At 56.1% G+C, this 22,199-nt stretch carries 16 protein-coding genes and 1 pseudogene; 8 read left to right on the forward strand and 9 right to left on the reverse strand.

The window, feature by feature from the left end; genetic code table 11:
- Positions 1-28: 28 nt before the first annotated feature.
- A complete protein-coding gene (locus KCQ76_RS00495; protein WP_046202307.1) occupies positions 29-1,657 on the reverse strand; it encodes an ABC-F family ATP-binding cassette domain-containing protein in 1,629 nt (542 codons plus the stop codon).
- 151 nt (positions 1,658-1,808) lie between these two features.
- Here KCQ76_RS00495 and KCQ76_RS00500 point away from each other — a divergent pair, with 151 nt between their 5' ends.
- Positions 1,809-3,119 (forward strand): lycopene cyclase family protein, encoded by a 1,311-nt coding sequence (locus KCQ76_RS00500; RefSeq protein WP_046202306.1) that lies wholly within the window; start codon positions 1,809-1,811, stop codon positions 3,117-3,119.
- Between the two features lie 49 nt (positions 3,120-3,168).
- On the opposite strand, the gene KCQ76_RS00505 is transcribed toward KCQ76_RS00500, so the two are convergent.
- From KCQ76_RS00505 to KCQ76_RS00535, 7 genes are all read right to left on the reverse strand, one after another.
- The gene (locus tag KCQ76_RS00505) at positions 3,169-3,630 is read right to left on the reverse strand and encodes a metal-sulfur cluster assembly factor (protein ID WP_046202305.1); all 462 of its coding nucleotides are present in this window, start codon (positions 3,628-3,630) and stop codon (positions 3,169-3,171) included.
- A gap of 138 nt (positions 3,631-3,768) precedes the next feature.
- Entirely contained in the window at positions 3,769-4,269 is a 501-nt protein-coding gene (gene sufU, locus KCQ76_RS00510) for a Fe-S cluster assembly sulfur transfer protein SufU (RefSeq protein WP_046202304.1), read from the reverse strand.
- Complete coding sequence (locus KCQ76_RS00515) at positions 4,266-5,537, reverse strand: cysteine desulfurase (RefSeq protein WP_102215111.1); 1,272 nt, start codon at positions 5,535-5,537, stop codon at positions 4,266-4,268. The genes sufU and KCQ76_RS00515 overlap by 4 nt, the downstream gene beginning before the upstream one ends.
- Before the next feature lie 105 nt (positions 5,538-5,642).
- Positions 5,643-6,401, reverse strand: coding sequence for a Fe-S cluster assembly ATPase SufC (gene sufC / locus KCQ76_RS00520; protein WP_012731590.1), 759 nt, complete (start codon positions 6,399-6,401; stop codon positions 5,643-5,645).
- A gap of 57 nt (positions 6,402-6,458) precedes the next feature.
- Positions 6,459-7,721, reverse strand: a complete 1,263-nt coding sequence (gene sufD, locus KCQ76_RS00525; RefSeq protein WP_046202303.1) for a Fe-S cluster assembly protein SufD — start codon at positions 7,719-7,721, stop codon at positions 6,459-6,461.
- Positions 7,722-9,176 (reverse strand): Fe-S cluster assembly protein SufB, encoded by a 1,455-nt coding sequence (gene sufB / locus KCQ76_RS00530; RefSeq protein WP_046202302.1) that lies wholly within the window; start codon positions 9,174-9,176, stop codon positions 7,722-7,724.
- Positions 9,177-9,251: 75 nt separating this feature from the next.
- On the reverse strand, positions 9,252-9,986 hold the full coding sequence (locus KCQ76_RS00535; RefSeq protein WP_046202301.1) for a helix-turn-helix transcriptional regulator: 735 nt from the start codon (positions 9,984-9,986) through the stop codon (positions 9,252-9,254).
- 447 nt (positions 9,987-10,433) lie between these two features.
- On the opposite strand from KCQ76_RS00535, the gene mptB reads away from it, so the two are divergent.
- The 4 genes from mptB (at position 10,434) to KCQ76_RS00555 (ending at position 15,360) form a co-directional block, all read left to right on the forward strand.
- On the forward strand, positions 10,434-12,281 hold the full coding sequence (gene mptB / locus KCQ76_RS00540; protein WP_052722265.1) for a polyprenol phosphomannose-dependent alpha 1,6 mannosyltransferase MptB: 1,848 nt from the start codon (positions 10,434-10,436) through the stop codon (positions 12,279-12,281).
- A 53-nt stretch (positions 12,282-12,334) separates the two neighbouring features.
- Positions 12,335-13,333, forward strand: coding sequence for an ABC transporter ATP-binding protein (locus tag KCQ76_RS00545; protein ID WP_046202300.1), 999 nt, complete (start codon positions 12,335-12,337; stop codon positions 13,331-13,333).
- The gene (locus KCQ76_RS00550; protein ID WP_046205189.1) at positions 13,334-14,191 is read left to right on the forward strand and encodes an ABC transporter permease; all 858 of its coding nucleotides are present in this window, start codon (positions 13,334-13,336) and stop codon (positions 14,189-14,191) included.
- Positions 14,192-14,316: 125 nt separating this feature from the next.
- Positions 14,317-15,360, forward strand: coding sequence for a COX15/CtaA family protein (locus KCQ76_RS00555; protein ID WP_046202298.1), 1,044 nt, complete (start codon positions 14,317-14,319; stop codon positions 15,358-15,360).
- A gap of 202 nt (positions 15,361-15,562) precedes the next feature.
- On the opposite strand, the pseudogene KCQ76_RS00560 reads toward KCQ76_RS00555, so the two are convergent.
- A pseudogene (locus KCQ76_RS00560) lies at positions 15,563-16,501 on the reverse strand (heme o synthase); the annotation flags it as partial.
- Positions 16,502-16,947: 446 nt separating this feature from the next.
- On the opposite strand from KCQ76_RS00560, the gene tkt reads away from it, so the two are divergent.
- The 3 genes from tkt to zwf all read left to right on the forward strand — a co-directional run bounded on the left by tkt (position 16,948) and on the right by zwf (position 22,184).
- Positions 16,948-19,089: a transketolase gene (gene tkt / locus KCQ76_RS00565; RefSeq protein ID WP_236882263.1), complete on the forward strand. Its 2,142-nt coding sequence runs from the start codon at positions 16,948-16,950 to the stop codon at positions 19,087-19,089.
- Between the two features lie 74 nt (positions 19,090-19,163).
- Positions 19,164-20,372 (forward strand): transaldolase, encoded by a 1,209-nt coding sequence (gene tal / locus KCQ76_RS00570; protein WP_046202418.1) that lies wholly within the window; start codon positions 19,164-19,166, stop codon positions 20,370-20,372.
- Between the two features lie 330 nt (positions 20,373-20,702).
- Positions 20,703-22,184 (forward strand): glucose-6-phosphate dehydrogenase, encoded by a 1,482-nt coding sequence (gene zwf / locus KCQ76_RS00575; RefSeq protein ID WP_231725309.1) that lies wholly within the window; start codon positions 20,703-20,705, stop codon positions 22,182-22,184.
- Positions 22,185-22,199 lie beyond the last annotated feature (15 nt).

A 22,199-nucleotide genomic window follows, 5' to 3' on the forward strand; every position in this document is an offset into this window, starting at 1 on the left:
TCGAGGGGCGCATTACATAGTCGCCCGTCTACGTGAGCTCCACGATCTCCATATATTCGTCATTCCACATGTCCTCGTCGCCATCGGGAAGGACAATGACACGCTCCGGATTAAGGGCCTTGACTGCTCCAGGATCGTGCGTGACAAGGACAACCGCACCCGTGTACGTCCGTAAAGCCGCAAGGACTTGCTCACGCGAGACAGGATCAAGATTGTTTGTCGGCTCATCTAAGAGCAAGACGTTCGCGCGAGACGCAACAAGAGCCGCCAACGCAAGACGGGTCTGCTCACCACCAGACAAGGTGCCAGCCGGTTGCTGAAGCTGATCGCCCGAGAACATAAAAGCACCGAGGAGACCGCGGAGGTCTTGTTCACCGGAATCGGGACATGCCTGAACAGTGTTTTCCCACACGGAAGCGTCGGGGTCGATCGTGTCATGCTCCTGCGCGAAATAGCCAACTTTGAGCCCGTGGCCAGTAACAATTCCCCCTTCCCCATCGCTCCGTTCGACGCCGGCGAGGAGCTTAAGGAGGGTCGTCTTTCCAGCACCGTTATAACCCAAAATGACGACGCGGGAACCCTTGTCGATGGCTAAGTCCACCCCAGCGAAAACTTCGAGAGACCCATACATCTTCGTTAAACCGTGGGCGTTGAGCGGAGTTTTACCACAATGAGCAGGTTCAGGAAATGAAATATGCGCAACCCTATCCGATACATGGACCTCATCGAGTTCGCTGACGATGCGGTCTGCGCGCGCTAGCATCTGCTTGGCAGCAGCTGCTTTTGTTGCCTTCGCCCCGAACCGTGCAGCCTGAGCCCGTAGTGCTGCGGCTTTCTTTTCCGCATTTGCCTTTTCACGTCGACGACGAGTCTCGTCGGTGGCGCGTGCCTGTTGGTATTTTTTCCACCCCATGTTGTACACATCGGCTTCGGCCCGCGTGGCATCCAGGAACCACACCTTGTTACACACGGCCTCGAGCAATTCAACGTCGTGAGAGATAACCACTAAACCGCCGTCGTGCTTGCACAAGAAATCGCGCAACCATGTGATGGAGTCTGAATCCAAGTGGTTCGTTGGCTCGTCGAGGAGCAGCGTGGTGTCGGATTTTCCACCTCCGGTGGATGCTGCGAAGAGAATCTGAGCTAATTCGACGCGACGCCGTTGACCACCTGAAAGAGTCTTGAGCGGCTGATCCAACACGCGCGCGGGAAGGCCAAGCGCATCGCAAATCCGCGCGGCTTCAGCATCAGCCTCATACCCGCCCAACGAGTGATAACGCTCTTCAAGGCGCGAAAACTTGCGGATCGCCGCATCGCGACGAGCGTCGGTACCGGTCTCCATGATTTCCTGCTGCCGATCCATGGAAGAACGAAGCCGATCGAGCCCACGGGCGGATAGCACACGATCCCGTGCCGACTGTTCGATATCGCCTTCTTTTGAATCTTGGGGAAGGTACCCAATATCGCCGGACCGAATAACAGTTCCACCGTAAGCCTGTGTTTCTCCCGCCAAAATACGCATGGTCGTCGTTTTGCCTGCACCGTTGCGGCCCACAAGACCGATGCGATCCCCGGGTTGGACGCGCAGATGGTGTCCAGGTGCTGTCAGAAGTGTTCGCGCGCCAACGCGAACGTCAAGATCCTCGGTGGTAATCACAAGCCGGCAGTATATCGCGTGGACGCGGCTTTGTTCACACCATCGACTATGGCCTTACCGTTGGGCGAACTACTCAGTGTTTTACGGGCGGTGCTGCCCCTCGCTAATCCTCGTTCCAGTTCCGATGCTGCTCTGACGATACAGTGAGGTTATGCGTTTTTCGGTGGTCGGGCTAGGTCCTGCAGGAACAGCAGCGTCTGTTGCTGCGCTCCGTTCCGGTTATTCCGTGGAATGCTGGGACCCACATGGTTCGCATTACCCGCCGACGATGGGTGCGTGGGCACACCAAATACCGCAGTGGCTACGTCAGCATCCGCATCCATATTTCTCCCAGTCTCGGCCACGTGTGTGCGGCGACGGTTGGGAAGTTGCCCTTCCGGAGACCTATGTCATTCTCAATCCGGATGCGTTACGTGACCAGTTGCGTGACGCGGGCGGCACGCAATCTCTATCTATTCACGACCAGTGGTATGACTCCACGCGTGACGACGGGCACGTGGTCATTGATACACGCGCGTCGAGCGGTGGTTTCCTCCCAGTTCGGCAACTCGCGGTAGGGCTAGTCCTCCCCGAGCATCTTCTACCGCGCGACCACCGTCGGTCAGTGCTGATGGACATGCGAACTTTACCTGACGGTGCTTCTTGTTCCCGCCCGACATCCGACGACGGTGCATCGACGACGGCCCATCCAGGCGTTGATGCATTTTCTCGTATGACGTTCAACTATCGGATGCCTCTGGGACACGGCCGATGGCTGATCGAGGAAACAATTGTCGCAACATCATGCCGCGGACCTGAGCACTCGCCACATTCCGAAACAGCGCAAGTGGAACATTTGCGATGGGCGCTCGACCGGCGACTCGAACAGCTCGGTATTGGTCCAGAAACCGCGCGTCGGCACGCTGTTCGCGAGGAAGTCGTGAGTTTTCCCGTCGCACCCCTACGACGACGAATCCCGCACGTAACACGTCGAAACAACGGTGTGACAAGCATTTTTCCATGGGGTGCAGCTGCGGGATTGATGCACGCTGCCACTGGTTACAGCATCGGAACTGCGGTAGATCGCGCTGATAAAGAAATCGGCTGGGCTGCCCATTGGACCCGATACCCGAGTCTTCTTCGACGTACCGTCGGAGCAGTACACGGGCCTCCTGGAGGATGGGTGGCAGGATGGCTTCAACGGCGTGGCTTGGGCGCAACGCTCCAACTGAAACCAGAGGAGATGCGCCTGTTTTATCGCGAATTCTTCGCCATGTCCCCGCCACGGATTCGCGACTACCTGACGTCCTCTCACGGGTTGGATATCGCCCGATCCATGGTGTCCGTCGTCGCTCGCCTCGTGAGGGTGATGATTAAACCGGACGGACATTCACGAGAGGAACGTAAAGCCAAACGTTCACTGGCCCGACGCACGTTTATGTCTCTGTTGCGTGGGAGTGCCACCCCGCTCCCACGTCGGTAAGTCGGGTCGGTGGTTCACGTCGGCACGAAATGCCCGAACTCAAGCCGAGCTAGACAGCGAACCCGAGGGCACGGAGTTGCTCTCTGCCCTCTTCAGTAATCATGTGCGGTCCCCACGGCGGAGTCCACACCCACTCAATACGCATATTGTCAGCAATACCGCGGCCAACCACAGCATCTGTTGACTGGTCTTCCAGCATGTCTGTGAGCGGGCAGGCAGGAGAGGTCAATGTCATGTAGACCACAACATTGCCATCCTCGTCGACCCAAATGTCGTAAACCAACCCAAGATCAACAACGTTGATGCCCAGCTCAGGGTCGACGACATCGTACAGGCTGTCCTGGACCGCATTAGCGATTTTCTGCTGGTCATCGTTCATCGGCGGTAGGTCTGGAACACTGGGGATAGACCCGTCCATTCCCGTACCCGGTCCGGTTACCGAACCTGCGTCGTCATAGGATTCATACGAACTGGCAGCTTGATCTTGTGTGGTCGTGTCGTCTTGTGCCATTGGAACTCCTCGTTCTTCCTGAGTGCGCACTATCTACGGGGATCACCCGGCTGTCATTGTTTCCACTTACTGCTTGCTGTCCATGATGCATCGATGATGCGTGGTCTGGCATAACCACTAGCCGCTATTCACCGAAAACTACGAACTTGTCGTTGACGACGATGAGTTCAGCTGTGCTGCAGCTTTGTCGTGGCCCGCATCAGCCATCGCCTCAGTGGCAGCAGCTTGAAGAGCTTTCCACGCTAACAGCGCGCACTTCACGCGAGCGGGGTATTGAGCAACACCGGCAAATGCGATCCCATCTCCAATGAGATCTTCATCGCCCTCAACCTGCCCACGGGACGTCACCATCCGTTCAAACTCAGCCAGTTTCTTCGACGCGTCGTCAACACTTTGGCCGATTAATTCTTCGGCCATCACCGACGTCGACGCTTGGCTGATAGAGCACCCCGACGCCTCGTAAGAGATGTCTTGGATCGTTGACCCATCGTCGGAGAGCTGAACACGCAGAGTTATTTCATCACCACAGGACGTGTTGACGTGGTGTACCTCCGCATCAAAAGGTTCCCTCAAGCCTGCATGTTGCGGATTTTTATAGTGGTCCAGGATCACTTCCTGGTACATGGATTCGAGTCTCATCGCGTCACCCCAAAAAAGTCTCGTGCACGACAAATAGATTCTGCCAGCTTATCCACTTCGTCGAGAGTGTTGTAAATATAGAACGACGCGCGCGCCGAAGCCTGGATCCCCATCCGACGGTGGATAGGCCACGCACAATGGTGGCCAGAGCGGACAGCGATGCCGTCGTCGTCAAGAACCTGGCTGAGGTCATGTGGGTGGACCCCGTCGAGAGAGAAGCTCACCGAACTGCCCCGGTGTTCGGGCGTTGTTGGGCCAATGATGCGCAGCCCGTCAATATCGTTGAGTTTCTCCAAAGCATATTTAGTGAGCATGTGCTCGTGCTTTTCGACAGCGTCCATCCCAACGGCCTGGAGGAATTGTACGGCAGCCCCGAGACCGACAACCTGGCTGGTCATCTGCGTTCCAGCCTCAAACCGCTGTGGTGGTTCTGTGTATCCAGAATGGTCCATCTGGACTGTCGTAATCATGGAACCACCAGTGAGGAAGGGTGGCATCTGGGCAAGGATGTCCGCCTTACCGTACATGACCCCTACCCCATTCGGGCCCAGCATTTTATGTCCCGAAAACGCCGAAAAATCGACGTCAAGTGCGTGGAAGTCCACTGCTTTGTGTGGCACGGACTGGCATGCATCGAGCACCGCCACGGCCCCAACACTATGCGCACGCGACACAAGCTCTTCCACGTCGGGCTGGGCACCAGTCACATTCGATTGATGCGTAAACGCGACAACCTTCGTGCGGTCGCTCAACGTCAGGGAATCGAGGTCAACCCGTCCATCGTCGGTCGCCGAATACCACTTCAGGTGGGCACCCGTACGGCGGCACAATTCCTGCCACGGAATCAAGTTAGCGTGATGCTCGATTTCCGTGACGACGACTTCATCGCCCTCTTTAACCTGGAATTCCCCGGCGCGATCATCGCCCAAGAGGTAAGCGACTTCGTTGAGTGCCTCCGTGGCGTTTTTTGTGAACGCAATTTCTGGCTCATCGGCCCCGACGAAGTGAGCGATGCGTTCGCGCGCGTCCTCGTAGGCTTCCGTCGCTTCTTCTGCGAGTTGATAGGAGCCGCGGTGAACGGGCGCATTGGTGTGGGTGAGGAAGTGAAATTCTTCGCGAAGCACACGTTCCGGTCGTTGTGATGTGGCACCGGAGTCTAGAAAGATGAGGGGTTTATCGTCGCGAACAGTACGGTGCAGGATGGGGAATTCCGCGCGCACTGCGTCGACATCCAACACCCCGTTTCGTGTGAGCTCTGGAATTTCCACCGTCAGTAACCTTCCTCCTGCAAGCTTTCGCTGGTTGCATCTAAAAAGTGTGTGAATAAAAAGTGAATGGCGACGTCGTCATGATCGCCATTCACTATGGGCTGGTTAGCCTACGAAAGCGTCGTAGCCTTCTTCTTCGAGCTTGTCGGCGAGCTCAGGGCCACCCGTCGTAACGACGCGGCCGTTGGCGAAGACGTGCACAAAGTCAGGGCGTACATAGTTCAGAATGCGCTTGTAGTGCGTAATGAGCATGATTCCGCCATTGTTCTGCTCTTTGTAGTCGTTGATCCCCTGAGACACGATCCGGAGGGCGTCGACATCGAGCCCGGAGTCCGTCTCGTCGAGAATGGCGAACTTGGGCTTGAGCAACGATAGCTGCAGAATTTCGTGACGCTTCTTTTCGCCGCCGGAGAACCCTTCATTGACGGCACGCTCGGAAAATGAGGTGTCGATCTTGAGTTCTTTTTGGGCGTCTTTAACTTCCTTGATCCAGTCACGTAGCCGTGGAGCTTCTCCACGAACTGCGGTTGCTGAGGTGCGGAGGAAGTTAGCCATGGACACGCCGGGAACCTCAACCGGGTACTGCATAGCGAGGAACAAACCGGCTCGGGCTCGTTCATCTACAGACATGTCGATGATGTTTTCGCCGTCTAACAGCACTTCCCCGCCGGTAACTTCATAACGGGGGTGGCCGGCAATCGTGTATGACAGGGTCGATTTGCCTGATCCGTTGGGGCCCATGATTGCGTGGGTTTCACCTGAGTTGATGGTTAGGTTGACGCCCTTGAGGATTTGCTTTGGCTCTTCCCCTGGTTCGGTGGGCTTGACGACGGCTTCGAGGTCGCGAATTTCGAGGGTACTCATTGTTCTCCTTGTGTTTGATGATCCGTGAGATACAGCTAGTGACGCACGGTGGATGGATTAGCTCAGTGAATTCAGCTCGTCGAGGCTGACAGTGTCGAGTTCCTCGGAGACGCGTTTTTCGAGTTCATCTTGGACGGCCGGTATCGGGATTCGTGAAATGACTTCGGTGAAGAATCCGTGGACGATAAGGCGTCGGGCAACGGGCTCGGGGATCCCACGGCTCATCAGGTAGTAGAGCTGTTCGTCGTCGAAGCGTCCGACGGTGGCCGCGTGACCAGCGCCAATGATTTCGCCGGTGGCGATTTCGAGGTTCGGAACGGCATCTGCGCGCGCGCCCTCGGACAAAACGAGATTCATGTTTTTCTCGTATGTGTCCGTGTTGTCGGCTTGTGCGCGGATGAGTGCGTCGCCAACCCACGCTGTGCGTGTTTCGGGGAGGTCCGAGTTCGGATCGCCTTGGAGTGCCCCTTTGTACATCACGTTGGAGCGGCAATTCGCCTCAGAGTGGTCAACGAGTAGGCGTTGCTCGAAGTATTGTCCGTCGTCGGCAAAGTACACACCGGAGAGTTCGCAGTCAGCCCCAGGAGCTTTGAACGCTACGTGGGAGATATTGCGCACCACGGAGCCGCCGAAGGCGCTGTATCCGTGGCGCATGACGGCATCGCGATCCAGTCGGAGCTGCTCATTGGCCAGGTGGACAGCGTCGTCCTCCATGTCGTCGATAATGGCGACGTTGACATGCGCACCTGTTCCAATCGAGTACGAGTGGAAATCTGCGTAGTTGCCGTGCCCCTCGAATCGGAGGACGACGTTGGCTTCGGTGTGTTCACCAGCGACGACGGCGAGCGCGCCGAAAGACGTGGTGTCGGGGCCAGTACCCGTGAACGTCAACGTGATGTCGCCGTCGACAACCGTGTTGTCGTCGATGGTGAGGACGGTTCCGCGTTGAAGGCTGGCGAAGACCTGCGCACCGACGCGATCCACGGGGGCTCCGGCTGCCCGTAGGCGGTCATCGTCGGCCGGAACCTCTTCTACGTGTACGCCGGATGTTCCCTCAGGGATATCTGCGGTGACCGGGTTCGGCGCGTGTTCACCGGGGAACGACCCGTCATGAAGCCCGTTGAGCCGTCGCAACGGAGTGAAACGCCAATCCTCGTCGCGGCCGCGGGGGACGGAGAAATCGTCGACATTGAACGACGTGAAGACGTCGCCTTTGGTTTTTGCCCCTGTGGTGTTGGTTGTGTTGGCGTCGAACGCGCCGACTTCTTTTGCCTTGTCGGCGGCAGCTTCGACATCCTCGGCCTTGAGTACGTCAGTCATCTATCCCACGGATCCTTCCATTTGCAATTCAATGAGGCGATTGAGTTCGAGGGCATATTCCATGGGCAACTCTTTCGCAATGGGCTCGACAAAGCCACGAACAATCATCGCCATGGCGTCGTCTTCAGCGAGGCCTCGGCTCATGAGATAGAAGAGCTGATCCTCAGACACTTTGGAAACCGTAGCCTCGTGACCAAGGGAAACATGGTCATTGCGGATGTCATTGTATGGATAGGTGTCCGACCGCGAAATCTTATCGACGAGCAGGGCGTCACACTCGACATTGGCCGTGCAGTGATGCGCGTTCGGGTTAACTTTGACGAGGCCACGGTAGGCGGCACGTCCGCCACCGCGAGCGACCGACTTCGACACAATGTTGGAACTCGTGTGAGGAGCCATGTGCACCATCTTGGCGCCAGTGTCCTGGTACTGGCCTTCACCGGCCATCGCGACGGAGAGAACCTCGCCGCGGGAGTAAGGCCCAGTCATCCACACAGCCGGGTATTTCATCGACACCTTGGATCCGATGTTGCCGTCGATCCACTCCATGGTGGCACCCTCTTCGCACTTCGTGCGCTTGGTGACCAGGTTGTAGACGTTGTTGGACCAGTTCTGGATGGTCGTGTACCGGCAGCGACCGCCCTTTTTAACAATGATCTCGACGACGGCTGAGTGCAGCGAGTCCGTCTTGTAGATAGGTGCCGTACATCCCTCGACGTAGTGGACGTAAGCATCTTCGTCGACGATGATCAGCGTGCGCTCGAACTGGCCCATGTTCTCCGTGTTAATGCGGAAATAGGCCTGAAGAGGGATTTCGACGTGAACGCCCTTCGGCACGTAAATGAATGAGCCGCCGGACCACACCGCGGTGTTCAGCGCAGCGAATTTGTTGTCACCGGCTGGAATAACGGTCCCGAAGTACTCTTTAAATAACTCGGGGTAATCGCGCAAAGCCGTATCGGTATCAACGAAAATGACGCCTTGTTTTTCCAGATCCTGACGGATTTGGTGGTAGACAACCTCAGATTCATACTGTGCAGCAACGCCAGCGACGAGGCGCTCTTTTTCCGCCTCCGGGATACCAATGCGATCGTAGGTGTTCTTGATGTCCTCCGGGAGGTCATCCCACGTCGCGGCTTGTTTTTCTGTGGAGCGGACGAAGTATTTGATCTGGTCGAAATCGATTCCGGACAGGTCCGCACCCCAGTTGGGCACCGGCTTCTTTTGGAAGATGGAGAGAGCCTTGAGACGGTTCTTCAACATCCATTCCGGCTCACTCTTCTTTGCTGAGATGTCCTTAACAACATCTTCATCAATGCCGCGCCGCGCGGAGGCTCCGGCTACGTCGCTGTCATGCCATCCGTAGTTATATCCACCTCCGATGGATTCAATGATCTCTTCATCACTTTGAGGTGATGATTGTGGCCCGGCAGGAGCTGTCGGTGTTTGGGTCATGAGCTGTGACTCCTCTTATGTTGCGTGTGATGATGGTCAATTTTCCGGAAGTGAAAATTACGGCAGATTATGGACTCATGATGATGTCGACGAAGCTGGCTGGCGTTCACCGCCACTCCCCTTATCGCGCTTCTGGTTAATGACGGGTTCCAAGGGGATATGCGTCGTGCACACCCCGTTCCCATCGACGATGGTGGCTAAAGGTTGAGTGTGGTGGCCCAAGACCTCGCGAACCGCCTGATGTTCAGCGGCACACATCTCAGGAAAGTGCTCGGCGACTCCTTGAATGGGACAATGATGACGGCAGATTTGGATTCCACCACCAGCTTTGTCCACAGTTGCTGCATACCCGTGTTTACTCAGGGCATCGGCAACCTTGGTGACCATGGCCTCGACATCGTCGGGGTCAGTAAGGTCGGAAACCTCGTCATCCAGCCCCGCTTCGCGAAGAATATCGCTCATCCGCTGCTGGGCGAAGTGAATAACAGCGTTAGGACCACCGGCATCTCGTAGTGCTTCGAGAGCTAGTACCGCGACGCGGTCATAGTCGTAGCCGAAGTTGCCTCTTCCTTTATCCGTTAACCGGAAAACGCGGGCTGGGCGGCCACGTCCGCGAGGCGCTCCACCTGTTGCTGGGGCCTCTTCCGCTAAGCCGTCTGACACCAGATTATCGACGTGGCGTCGAACTCCTGCAGCGCTTAACTTCAGCTCTTTGCTTAGCTCGGATGCGCTCATTGTTCCGTGGTGAAGGAGGAGGGACATGATGCGTTGACGAGTCTGACCCTCTGGTCCGGGGGCATGGTCGTTCATAGCGCCTTCCTCTCTCACGAAAACGAAGCATCCGACAGGGCGGAGTTTCGTCGCTGCTTGTCATCCGGTGTGTAAGCCCAGGATCGCTTTGTGTTTCACGCCGTCACACGTGAAGTGTCGTGAGTATGAGGCCACACATGGAGGTCTCTGCCCACGACGGTGCATAGCGTGGGGCTGTCCCCACCTGCGCTATCACACTTTACACAACATTAGTGTGTCGGAATTCTATTCCTACACAGAGGGGGTGAATTACGGTTTGTTTTGCTAGTCCGGACGGGGGATACAAAAACAGTTCAGCCGGCGACGTTGACTACACTCGACGTGATGGCAATGCCTTGGAATAGGCCGTGCTTGAATGTGAGGGGCTCAATGCGCGTGAACGTGCAGTGCATGGGCCTTATGCACTGATGAGAAGAACTAGTGGGGAAACGATGGGAGGACCTACATATGGGCACTCATGGACCATCGTTCTTCCATCGACTCCTGGACATTAGCCGGCGCGAAATTTCCTCCGTCGTCCCGGAGTTTGGGGTAGCTGGTTCACGATCCGCCGAAGTTTTTCACGGTGAAGGCCCGGCGCGGCCCCGCTCAAAGCGTTTTGGGGTTTCCGATCTTCGTCGATTCGCGCTCTTGCGGTGGCTTGGAGCCTTCGGATCCGTCCTAATAATGATTGGGGGTTGGGGTGCAGGGGCGATGCCTGTTGTTGACAACACCCTCTGGGACTTCCCCATTGCCAACCTCATGGGACGAATGCTGTTGACTTCCACTGTGCTTGTGTTCGTTGGCATCGGTTTTCTGGTTACCGCGTGGGCACTCATGGGGTATTTCGCTTTAGCCGGGCCACGGGAGCAAGGGCATGGTTGGGCTACCGCACCGGTGATGGTTCGAACCTTTGTTGCGTGGGTCATCCCTCTGGGCTTTACCGCTCCGCTCTTCACCCAGGACATTTATTCGTATATAGCTCAGGGTGCGATTGCAGCTCGAGGCCTCAACCCGTATCAAGGTGGTCCGGTTGATTTATTAGGCGTAGCAGATCCTCTTGCTCGATCGGTGCCTTTAGTGTGGTCCCACTCGCCGTCCCCCTATGGACCTGTCGCCATCATGGGTGGCCAAGTGATCTCGTGGTTAACCAACGAGAACATTATTGCGGCTGTTTTCCTCTACCGGCTGGTGTCAATTATCGGCCTAACATTGTGCGCATGGGCTGTCATCAAACTCGCCCGCCGCTGTGGTGTGGAGGCATCGGCTGCGTTGTGGCTTGGCGTGTTAAACCCATTATCGCTCCTTCACCTTGTCGGCGGTATCCATAACGAGTCAATCATGCTCGGCCTATTGATGGTCGGGATGGAATGGTGCTTCAGAGCTTTCGAACGTCCGTTGGAGGACTCCTCGTCCGGGTCTGAGTTTTCCTCCGTGGCTTCTATAGAACCGACGACGCCGGCGTCGACGCTGTTCACTCGGCGAAGCATACTGTATTTCGTTGCCGGCGTCGGAGCGATCTGTTGTGCGATCATGGTCAAAGTGACCAGCATTGTTGCGCTGGGCTTTGTGTGGGTCATGCTCATTCGCTCCATCCACCGCAAACATGCGTGGCTGCTCGCCACTGTGATCGTCGGATCCCTGTTGATGTTTTTCGTCGTCGGCTTATCGTTCGCTTCTGGCCTCGGCCTTCAATGGCTTACCGTGCAGGGCGGAGCAGCCGATATCGTCAGCTGGATGTCGATTACCACTCTGCTCGGTATTTTTGCTGGCTTCCTAGGAAGCCTGCTCGGTCTGGGCGACCATACCGAGGCTATGACGTCGTTTATCCACGGGGTGGGGTTGGCTGTTGCTGCGCTGTGGATGGTCCGCATGCTCGTGGCGACCTATCGTGGTCGCCTCCATCCCGTCGGTGGATATGGGGTCGGAATGCTTGTTCTCGTTCTTCTTTTCCCCGTTGTTCACCCTTGGTACGCGTTGTGGGCCATCACTCCGCTCGCTGCGTGGGCGAACCGTCCTCTATTCAGAAATACGGCCGTCATCTATTCCATCATTCTCAGTTTCTTCGTTCTTCCTCGCGGACTGAAGTTGCCTGCGTGGAGCGTGACTCAAACATATATCGTCGCCGCATTAAGCTTCCTAGTCTTGGCGGTACTGGGGTATTTCATTCTCAAGGTCATCGAGGTTCGATCCCCAGGGATTGTGCTTGGACATGTGGATCGCAACCACACATCGAGGGCCAGAATCTCGCGTAGCGCCCATCACAAGACGAGGAAGAACATGGGCAATCGTGACCGGTCGCGTTCACTGCGGTAGCTAACGCTGAGTCTCTCTGTCGGTATCAGTTCGTCGCGCTACACTCGTACCCTGTGACTCACTCGAAAAATTCGCGTGGTGATGCGTTAATCCTCGATTCCGTCGTCCGGACTTTCAAATCCCGGCGGGCCGTCGATGGCATCAGCTTTTCAGTTCGTCGTGGCGAAGTTTTCGCTCTGCTGGGCCCAAATGGTGCCGGTAAAACCACAACGATCGAAATATGTGAGGGATTCCAGACTCCCGATTCCGGATCGATTGAGCTTCTCGGGATGGACCCGTCAACACAAACTGACGAGATTCGTGCCCGTATCGGCATCATGCTCCAGAACGGGGGTTCGTACCCAGGAATCCGAGTCAAAGAGATGCTGTCTCTGTTGGCGAGTTACAGTCAGAATCCTCTAGATCCCTCCTGGCTTCTGGAGATCGTCGGGCTGACTGACCATGCCCAAACGCCGTACCGTCGGCTCAGTGGTGGCCAGAAGCAGCGGCTCTCATTGGCCTGTGCGTTAGTCGGCCGGCCGGAAGTCATCTTCTTAGATGAACCCACTGCTGGTTTGGACGCTCAGTCACGATTAGCTGTATGGGATTTAATCAGCTCCCTCCGTCGGGATGGGGTGACCGTATTGCTCACCACCCACATGATGGATGAAGCGGAATCATTAGCGGATACCGTGTTGATCATTGATCATGGCCGTGTCGTCGCCCACGGGACCACACAGGAATTAACGAACGCGGCCGATGCGCGAATTTCCTTAACGACGTCGGGCGCGCTCGATTTATCGGCTGCGAACAGTTTTCTGGCAGAGAATACCCGCAAAGGTGCTGCCCAAGCGGGGTCCGATGACGCGCCGAAAGTGAGCCAGCCACCCCTTCGTGTCTCTGCTGTGCGCCCACAGCATTACCGCGTAGACGGACAGGCCAACCCAGGAGCAGTGAGTGCTATAGCGGCCGCTGCTAGTGCTCAAGGAATCCTAATTACCGATCTAACGGTGGACCATCGGAGTCTTGAGGACGTCTTCTTGGATATCACCGGACGAGAGATGAGGTCCTAAATGATGGCAGACAATCGCGGCACACAGTCTCCTACTGACCCCCAATCCCCCACTGAGGCCTCTGCTCAGGACACTGAGACCGCCGAGGATTCGCGTTTCGCGCCGGGGACGTTTACACCACAGCCCCAACGAGCCTCCACGACGAAGCTTGTTTCTGCTCAAGCGAGAATGGAGACTCTCCTGTTCTTGCGTCACGGTGAGCAGCAGCTTCTCTCGATGGTCATCCCCATTGCCATGCTCATCGGCTTCACATTGATGCCCTTCCTCGACCTTGACGATCCGATCGCGCGGCTGTTCCCCATGGTCTTAGCCGTGGCAGTAATGTCCGCGGGATTCACGGGGCAGGCGATTGCTGTCGTCTTCGACCGTCGATATGGAGCCTTGAAGCGGATGGGAGCCTCAGCCCTCCCGAAGTGGGCCATTATTGCAGGTAAAGCGTGTGCCGTTGTGGTCGTCGTGTTACTTCAAACCCTGGTTCTTGGTGCGATTGCCATGGTCATGGGGTGGTCGACGACTCCCCTCGGCGTCGTGATGGGGATTGTTTTCCTCATCGTGGGAGCTGTCGCATTCACCGCGTTAGGGCTGTTATTGGGCGGCACACTCCATTCCGAGGTTGTTCTGGCGCTAGGGAATCTCCTGTGGTTCGGGCTCATGGGTGTCGCGGCAATCGTCGCGATGGAGCCGGGAATTCGCGAGGGCATTCATGCGCTTCTCATGCTCTTCCCCTCGGTCGCCCTGACTCAAGGACTTATCGACGCGTTCCACGGGAGTTTCAACGTTTTCGCTCTCGTGATCATGCTTATGTGGTCGGCTCTCGGCGGTTTCGCTGCTAGTAAGCTGTTCCGTTTCACGGCGTAGAACGCCTCCGTCGTCGGCTAGTCCTGGATTATCGGAAGCCTCCGACTTCGCGTGAGGATTTTCGTGAATAACCCCACGTGTGTGCGATCGTGGTGTGCGCGGTGCGGGCTGTAGGCTGGAGAATCGTGAGTGCAATTCAGACTAATGATGCTCGGCGTGACGAACCGACACAATTAGGTCCCGGCTCCCGTGAAGATGCGACTACTCCTCCATCGACGGCAGGAGGATTCGTCCGCGGCTGCTATTCCTTTGCTCGTCGTACCCGCTTCCCCGTGTGTACTGTGGCCCGCCAACGGCTGTTTGCGCTGGCGTTGTTAATTGCCCAGATCGGCATCACATTCACGGGCTCGATTGTTCGTGTGACAGCTTCAGGGTTGGGCTGCCCGACGTGGCCCGAGTGCCAACCGGGATCGCTGGTTCCAGAATCTGGATCAATCCCATGGGTTCACCAGCTCATTGAATTCGGAAACCGCACGCTCACCTTCGTTCTGACCATTTTCGTCATTTTGGCGTTTCTCGCGGTGTCGCGTGCCAAACGGCGTTCAGAAATCATCGTCTTGGCGTTCATCCAAGGAATCGGCGTGATAGCCCAGGCAGTCATCGGCGGTATCTCCGTTCACCTTGATCTGGCGTGGTGGATGGTTGCCCTGCACTTTTTACCCTCGATGGTGCTCGTATGGCTTGCTGCCTTGCTGTGGGTTCGCATCGACGAACCCGACGACGGTAAAGCCCAGGTGATGTACCCGCAGCCTTTGCGCTGGCTGGCTCTCATGTCGTCCATCGCCATGGGGATCACCCTGATCACAGGAACCATGGTGACGGGTGCTGGCCCTCACGCAGGCGACTCGGAGGTCCCCGCCGATTCACGGCTCCAAATACCGCTTGATCTGATGGCGCACCTGCATGCGCACGCGATGTACCTGTACCTCGGCCTCGTGGCAGGTTTATTGTTCGGGCTTCTCACTGTTCGAGCTGACCGAGCGATCATGAAGACGACACAATGGTTGGTCGTCTTGATTGTTCTCCAAGCTGGGGTTGGCATCGTCCAATACTGGCTGGGCGTTCCCCGGTGGACTGTTCCGCTTCACGTTATTGGTTCTGGTGTGATCTGTGCTGTGACAGCAGTGTTGTGGGCACAGGGCAAACGACGCGCAGCCCCAAGAATTTAGGTTAAAGATTTTAGGAAGCCTGCTGCGCTTTCTAGCGGCTTCCGTCGATCATGTTCTTGTCCGCCGAGGAATCCCCACCTCCCCACGGAGGTGTCACTGGTTTATGTGTATCGGGGGTCCCGGCGGACTTTGCTTTGTCTACACGAACGGCTCTACGAGAATTCTATTTGTCGTATAGATCATTGTGTTTCGTGATCAGATCTTAAAAACCAAGAACTTCGTGAAGTGGTTGTAAATTGATCACCGCATCAATGGAGAGACCAACGAACAACAACGACAAGTAGTTATTCGATAAAATAAATAACCTAATAGGTTTCACTGGTTTACCAGTAGAGATTCGCTTGTAAAGGCGAGTGGCGCTGATAATGAACCATGCCCCTGCCCCGATTGCGGTGAGAGTGTAAAACCACCCGGAGGCGAAAATAAGGGTGAGGGATGTGAGGACAGTAAGCCAGGTATAGAGAAGAATTTGTTTCGCAACCTGAGCTCGTGTTTTCACTACTGGCATCATGGGCACCCCGGCGCCGCGATAATCCTCTTCATATCGCATACCTAGAGCCCACGTGTGCGGCGGTGTCCAGAAGAAGATGATCATGAATAGCGCGACGGCTTGTAGCCATCCAGCCACCGAATGATTGGACGTGTTATCAGCAATAACGGCCCAGCCCACAATGACGGGCATGCATCCTGCTGCCCCGCCCCAAATCACGTTCTGCCACGTCCGGCGCTTGAGCCATTTCGTGTAGACGAAGATATAAAAGAGGATGGTCAGCATCACGAAAACTGCTGCTAAGAGCGAATGACACAAGAATGTGAGGAACAAAAAGCTCAGCACAGTCATCGATGAGGCAAAAACCTTGGCTTCCGTGAGAGTCAGCCGGCCGTCCACCAAGGGACGGTTCTGGGTCCTCTTCATAACCTTGTCGATGTCACTGTCGACGATCATGTTGAAAGAGTTGGCAGCGGCAGCTCCCATCCATCCTCCGACAAGCGTTAACAAGATGAGCCAGAGGTGGATAGTACCGCGATCCGCCTGAAGCATGGCAGGAATCGTTGCGACCAGGAGAAGCTCAATTACCCGTGGCTTCGTGAGCGCCACATACGCCTTTATCTTCTCCACTTGCCTCTTTTTCCTCCATGTCCGCTGACAGTCCTCATCGCTAACTGATCGTTCATGCTTGTCTCGGCACTGGTGATGGGCATCTGTGCGTCGTAGCTATGACCATATTTAGGACAGTCACCGCCCTAGTCTAACAATCAGGATGTTATTCGTTGACTTGCCACGGGATTTTTACTCGAGGAGGAAATTCCATCGTGAACACTCGACCCCGACGGGGCTCGTAGGCGCCGCGTTTCGTCAGTCCATGCTGCCCCTCTGAAGAGGGTGCCTGAGGCGGGCATGAGAGCCTGTGCAGATACCCTTTGAATAGCTTCGTAGACCGCGATGAAACTTCAGCCTAAACTGGTGTTCGTTTACTCGGAGGAGTTTCAGTCCGCGGGAATGTTGCTTCAGCGGGAACCAACTTAGCGGTCGCTACATAGACGGTAAGCATGTCTACGGCACGCGCACAGAAAGGTGATCAGAAGGTGATTGATAAGACTTCGGCAGTCATCAAGCGATATGCAGAAGCTCGGGAGCTCGTTCCCGACCATATCCGCAGAGCCGTGGAACCAGCTTTCCCCAGAGACTGGGATGAGATCGACTCGCGATCCGTCGACACAGTCCGCGTCTTAGCTGCAGATGCTGTTCAGAAGGCAAAATCCGGTCACCCCGGCACTGCGATGAGCTTGGCTCCCCTGGCCTACACCTTGTTCCAGCGAACAATGCGCCATGATCCCTCGGATCCCGACTGGGTAGGCCGCGACCGATTCGTCTTATCCTGCGGGCATAGTTCGATGACTATTTACGCCCAGCTCTTCTTGGGTGGATTTGGCCTAGAGCTCGACGACCTCAAGCAGCTCCGTACCTGGGGCTCATTGACTCCCGGCCATCCGGAGTACGGGCATACGGCAGGGGTTGAAATTACGACCGGTCCTCTGGGGCAGGGCTTGGCCTCATCCGTCGGTATGGCCATGGCCGCCCGTCGTGAGCGGGGGCTTTTTGACCCTGATGCTCCGGCAGGACAGTCACCCTTCGACCACTTCATTTATGTGATTGCTTCCGACGGTGACCTGGAAGAAGGCGTGACCAGCGAGGCGTCATCACTTGCAGGGACGCAGAAACTCGGCAACCTCATCGCTTTTTGGGATGACAACCGTATATCGATCGAAAACGATACGACGATTGCGTTTAATGAAGACGTCTGCGCCCGGTATGAAGCCTATGGATGGCAGGTTCTCAATGTCGAGTCCGGTGAAGATATTCAGGCGCTAGAAGCCGCGATCACTTTAGCTCAGCGCGAGACCGATCGTCCGACGCTTATCCGCGTTCGAACCGTTATCGGTTACCCGTCCCCCACCAAGATGAATTCCGGAGCTGTTCACGGAGCAGCACTCGGTGATGATGAAGTTGCCGCCGTTAAGCGCATCTTAGGTTTCGATCCTGATCAGACTTTCGAAGTCTCTGATGACGTTCTTTCTCATACGCGGTCACTCCGTGAGCGAGGTGCCCGCGCTCATGAGGCCTGGTCGGCAGACTTTGACCGGTGGGCCACGGAGAATCCTGATCGAAAAGCCCTATTTGATCGGCTCACTTCCCGGAAACTCCCCGATGGCTGGGATGCTGATCTGCCCAAGTGGGAGGCTGATAGTTCCGGAATCGCGACGAGGAAAGCCTCGGAGGTCACTCTTCAGTCGCTGGGTGCGACCCTACCGGAGCTGTGGGGAGGTTCTGCCGACCTAGCCGGATCGAATAACACAACTATCAAGGATGCGGATTCGTTCGGCCCGTCCACCATCTCTACTGATTCATGGAATGCACAACCCTATGGCCGGGTGCTTCACTTCGGTATTCGTGAGCATGCGATGGGTTCTATTCTCAACGGAATTGCTCTCCACGGGCCGACGCGCCCCTATGGCGGCACTTTCATGGTCTTCTCCGACTACATGCGCCCTGCAGTACGTTTGGCTGCGTTGATGAAGACCGACGTGTACTACGTGTGGACACACGACTCGATCGGGCTGGGTGAAGATGGCCCCACCCATCAACCTGTGGAACATCTTGCTGCCCTGCGCGCTATCCCCGGCCTTGCGGTCGTGCGTCCTGCTGACGCGAATGAGACTGCCTCCGCCTGGAGAGCAGCGATTGATTCGCCCGCGGGCCCCAAAGCGCTGGCATTGTCCCGCCAGAACTTACCTGTGTTGAAGGGAACCAAGGAACTCGCTCGGGACGGTGTCCGTCGTGGTGCTTATGTCCTGGTTCGTGAGTCTGCGGAACGCCCGCAGGTCATCGTGATGGCCTCGGGTTCGGAAGTCCAGCTCGCTGTCGAGGCTGCCAAAGTTTTGGAATCTCGCGGTGTAGCAACGCGTGTTGTGTCCGTTCCATGTATGGATTGGTTCTTGGAGCAAGACAAGTCATATCAGGAGGAAGTCCTTCCTCACGACGTCACCGCCCGCGTGTCAGTAGAGGCGGGCATCACAATGCCGTGGTATCAGCTTCTCGGCTCGCAAGGTAAAGCCGTCAGCCTTGAACATTTCGGAGCATCAGCTGCTGCCAGTGAGCTCTTTGAAAAGTTCGGCTTTACTGTCGACGCCGTCGTCGATGCTGCCACCTCTGTTGTAGAGAACTAAGACCATCTACGTCACATTTGCGCGTTACGTGATGAAAGGATTTGATCGTGACCTCTGATAACGCATCCCACGTGCTGGGAGGCGATTCGAGTTTTCCCTCCGAGTATCTCCCCTCCTCAGCCAACGAGAATGTCCGTCAACTAGCCGACGCAGGCACGTCGGTGTGGCTCGATGATCTTTCTCGTGATCGTCTGAAATCTGCGAACCTGAACGAGCTCATTGCCGACGCGGGAATCGTCGGCGTGACGACGAACCCGGCGATCTTTTCAAAAGCCATGACCGTTGGGACTGCATACGACGACCAGTTAGCGACGCTGAATTCGCAGGGTCGTTCGGCGTCGGAAGCAGTTTTTGACATGGCTATTGACGACGTCCGCGACGCGTGCGAAGCCTTCAAAGATGTTTATGAGGCATCGCAGGGCCAAGACGGACGGGTATCCATCGAGGTGGACCCCCGTTATGCGCACGATCCTGAGAAAACGGTGGAACAAGCTAAAGAGTTGTGGGATCGCGTGGGCAAACCCAACGTGATGATCAAGATTCCTGCGACAAAACAAGCTTTACCAGCGATTACGGATACTATCGCCGCAGGAATTAGCGTGAATGTCACCCTTATCTTCTCAGTGGAGAGATACAAAGACGTGATCAAGGCTTTCATCGATGGTCTTGAACGCGCCCACTCGTCGGGCAAGGACCTATCCTCTATTCATTCCGTAGCTAGTTTCTTCGTCTCTCGGGTTGATGGTGCCGTCGACCATAAACTTGCTGATATCGTCCCATCCGCATCCCGAGATGTAGAGACCCTCAAGGGAATGGCGGGTATCCATAACGCGCAGCTCGCTTATGAAGCGTTCTGCCGGGTTTTTGGGGACGAGGACGCTGAGAGCAGCGCTGCTGCCAATAACGGTGATCTTTCCTCAGAAGCTGAGCGTTGGCACAAACTTGCAAGTGCCGGAGCTAACGTGCAGCGACCGCTATGGGCGTCGACCAGCGTCAAGAACCCTGATTACACGCCCACGTTGTATGTCACCGAACTTGCTGGTGCTTGCACCGTCAACACCATGCCGGAGGTGACTCTGGACGCTCTTCAGTCCAACGGTGGCGTTCATGGAGATGCGCTCACGGGCACAGGAGATGACGCCCGAGCATACTTTGACGCTCTCGAATCATTGGGCATTGATTTCGCTGACGTGGTGAATGTGCTTGAGGATGACGGCGTCGCTAAATTTGTGGATAGTTGGAATGAATTGATCGCCAATATTGATTCCCGCTTATCCAGCTAACCACTCAGCGAGTTGTTTACCGGAAGTAGCTGTTGCTCCCCCAGCATGGTGACACTGCCGAGTCGGGGTCAACCAAGGACCTGATGAGAAAGGCATGGACAATCGACCGTGAATAATCCCAACGCGGCCGCCGCGTCGCACCGGCAGACCTACACCCCAGAAGGAGAAACCGAGAACGACGTGAACCAAGGTCATGCTGCGGCTCATCAGGAGCCATCCGCCGAAGAACAGCTCAACCGGGTAACAGTGGAGTCTAATGAGAATCTGCTGGACAATAGCGCTTTTCCCGACGACTGGGCTAATCCGCTCCGCGATCCCAGGGATAAGAGGATGCCCAGGATCGCGGGACCATGTGGGCTCGTTATTTTCGGTGTCACGGGCGATCTAGCACGAAAGAAACTTCTCCCCGCGGTATATGACCTTGCCAACCGCGGCCTGCTCCCTGCGGGATTCACCCTTGTGGGATATGGCCGTCGTGGCTGGACCAAAGAAGATTTCATTAAAAAGGTGTACGACGACGTTCGCGCGGGATCTCGTACTCCCTTCAGGCGATCGGTATGGGAGCGACTGGCCGAGGGGCTGATCTTTGTCAAAGGCACATTTGACCAAGATGAGTGCTTCGATGCGTTGGCCGAGACTCTGGCGGAGATCGACCATACGCGTGGCACCGCCGGGAACTGGGCCTTTTATCTCTCTGTTCCTCCTGCCTATTTCCCGAACGTGTGTCACCAACTTCAACGCTCAGGCCTGGCTAAAGATAGCGCTGGTGGTTGGCGTCGTGTGGTTATTGAGAAACCGTTTGGTCATGATGAGGAATCAGCCCGAGAGCTGAACCGCATTGTCAACAGCGTTTTCCCTGAACGCTCAGTTTTCCGTATCGACCATTACCTGGGCAAGGAAACAGTTCAGAACATTATGGCGTTGCGCTTCGCGAACCAGTTGTTTGAGCCCCTGTGGAGCGCATCCTTCATCGACCACGTCCAGATCACCATGGCCGAAGACATTGGCCTAGGAGGACGAGCTGGTTATTACGATGGCATCGGCGCTGCACGAGACGTCATTCAGAACCACCTCATCCAGCTTCTCGCGCTAATCGCAATGGAAGAGCCTCTGGCCTTCACCCCCCGCGATCTGCAGACTGAAAAGATTAAAGTCCTGAGAGCCACCAGTGCCGTTCCCCCGTTCTCTAAAACGACAGCCCGGGGCCAGTACACCGCAGGATGGCAGGGCTCTGAATTCGTCGGTGGCCTTCGCGATGAAGAAGGTTTTGCCGAAGACTCGAAAACTGAAACCTACGCGGCCTGCACATTGGAGATTAATTCTCGACGCTGGGCGGGCGTGCCATTTTATCTACGGACTGGCAAGCGATTGGGCCGACGAGTGACGGAAATCGCTTTGGTGTTCAAAGACGCGCCCTATCTTCCTTTCGACGCTGATGAGACGACTGCTCTTGGCCCCAACGCGGTTGTTATTCGTGTGCAACCCGACGAGGGAGTTCTGATGCGCTTCGGCTCGAAGGTTCCCGGTTCCGCGATGGAAGTTCGTGACGTCAACATGGACTTCGCCTACTCGGAAGCGTTTACTGAGGCATCCCCCGAAGCCTATGAGCGTTTGATCCTGGATGCTCTCTTGGATGAAGCTAGCCTCTTCCCCACCAATGAAGAGGTGGAGCTCTCGTGGAAGATCCTTGATCCCATCGTCAAATATTGGGCTGAACGAGGACGTCCTGACGATTATCCGGCTGGAACGTGGGGCCCTGAAAGTGCTGATCGTATGCTTTCGCGGTCAGGACGCACCTGGCGGCGCCCGTAAAACTATCACCGCTCG

It is taken from the genome of Corynebacterium parakroppenstedtii (genome assembly GCF_019754935.1).
GTDB classification, from domain to species: domain Bacteria; phylum Actinomycetota; class Actinomycetes; order Mycobacteriales; family Mycobacteriaceae; genus Corynebacterium; species Corynebacterium parakroppenstedtii.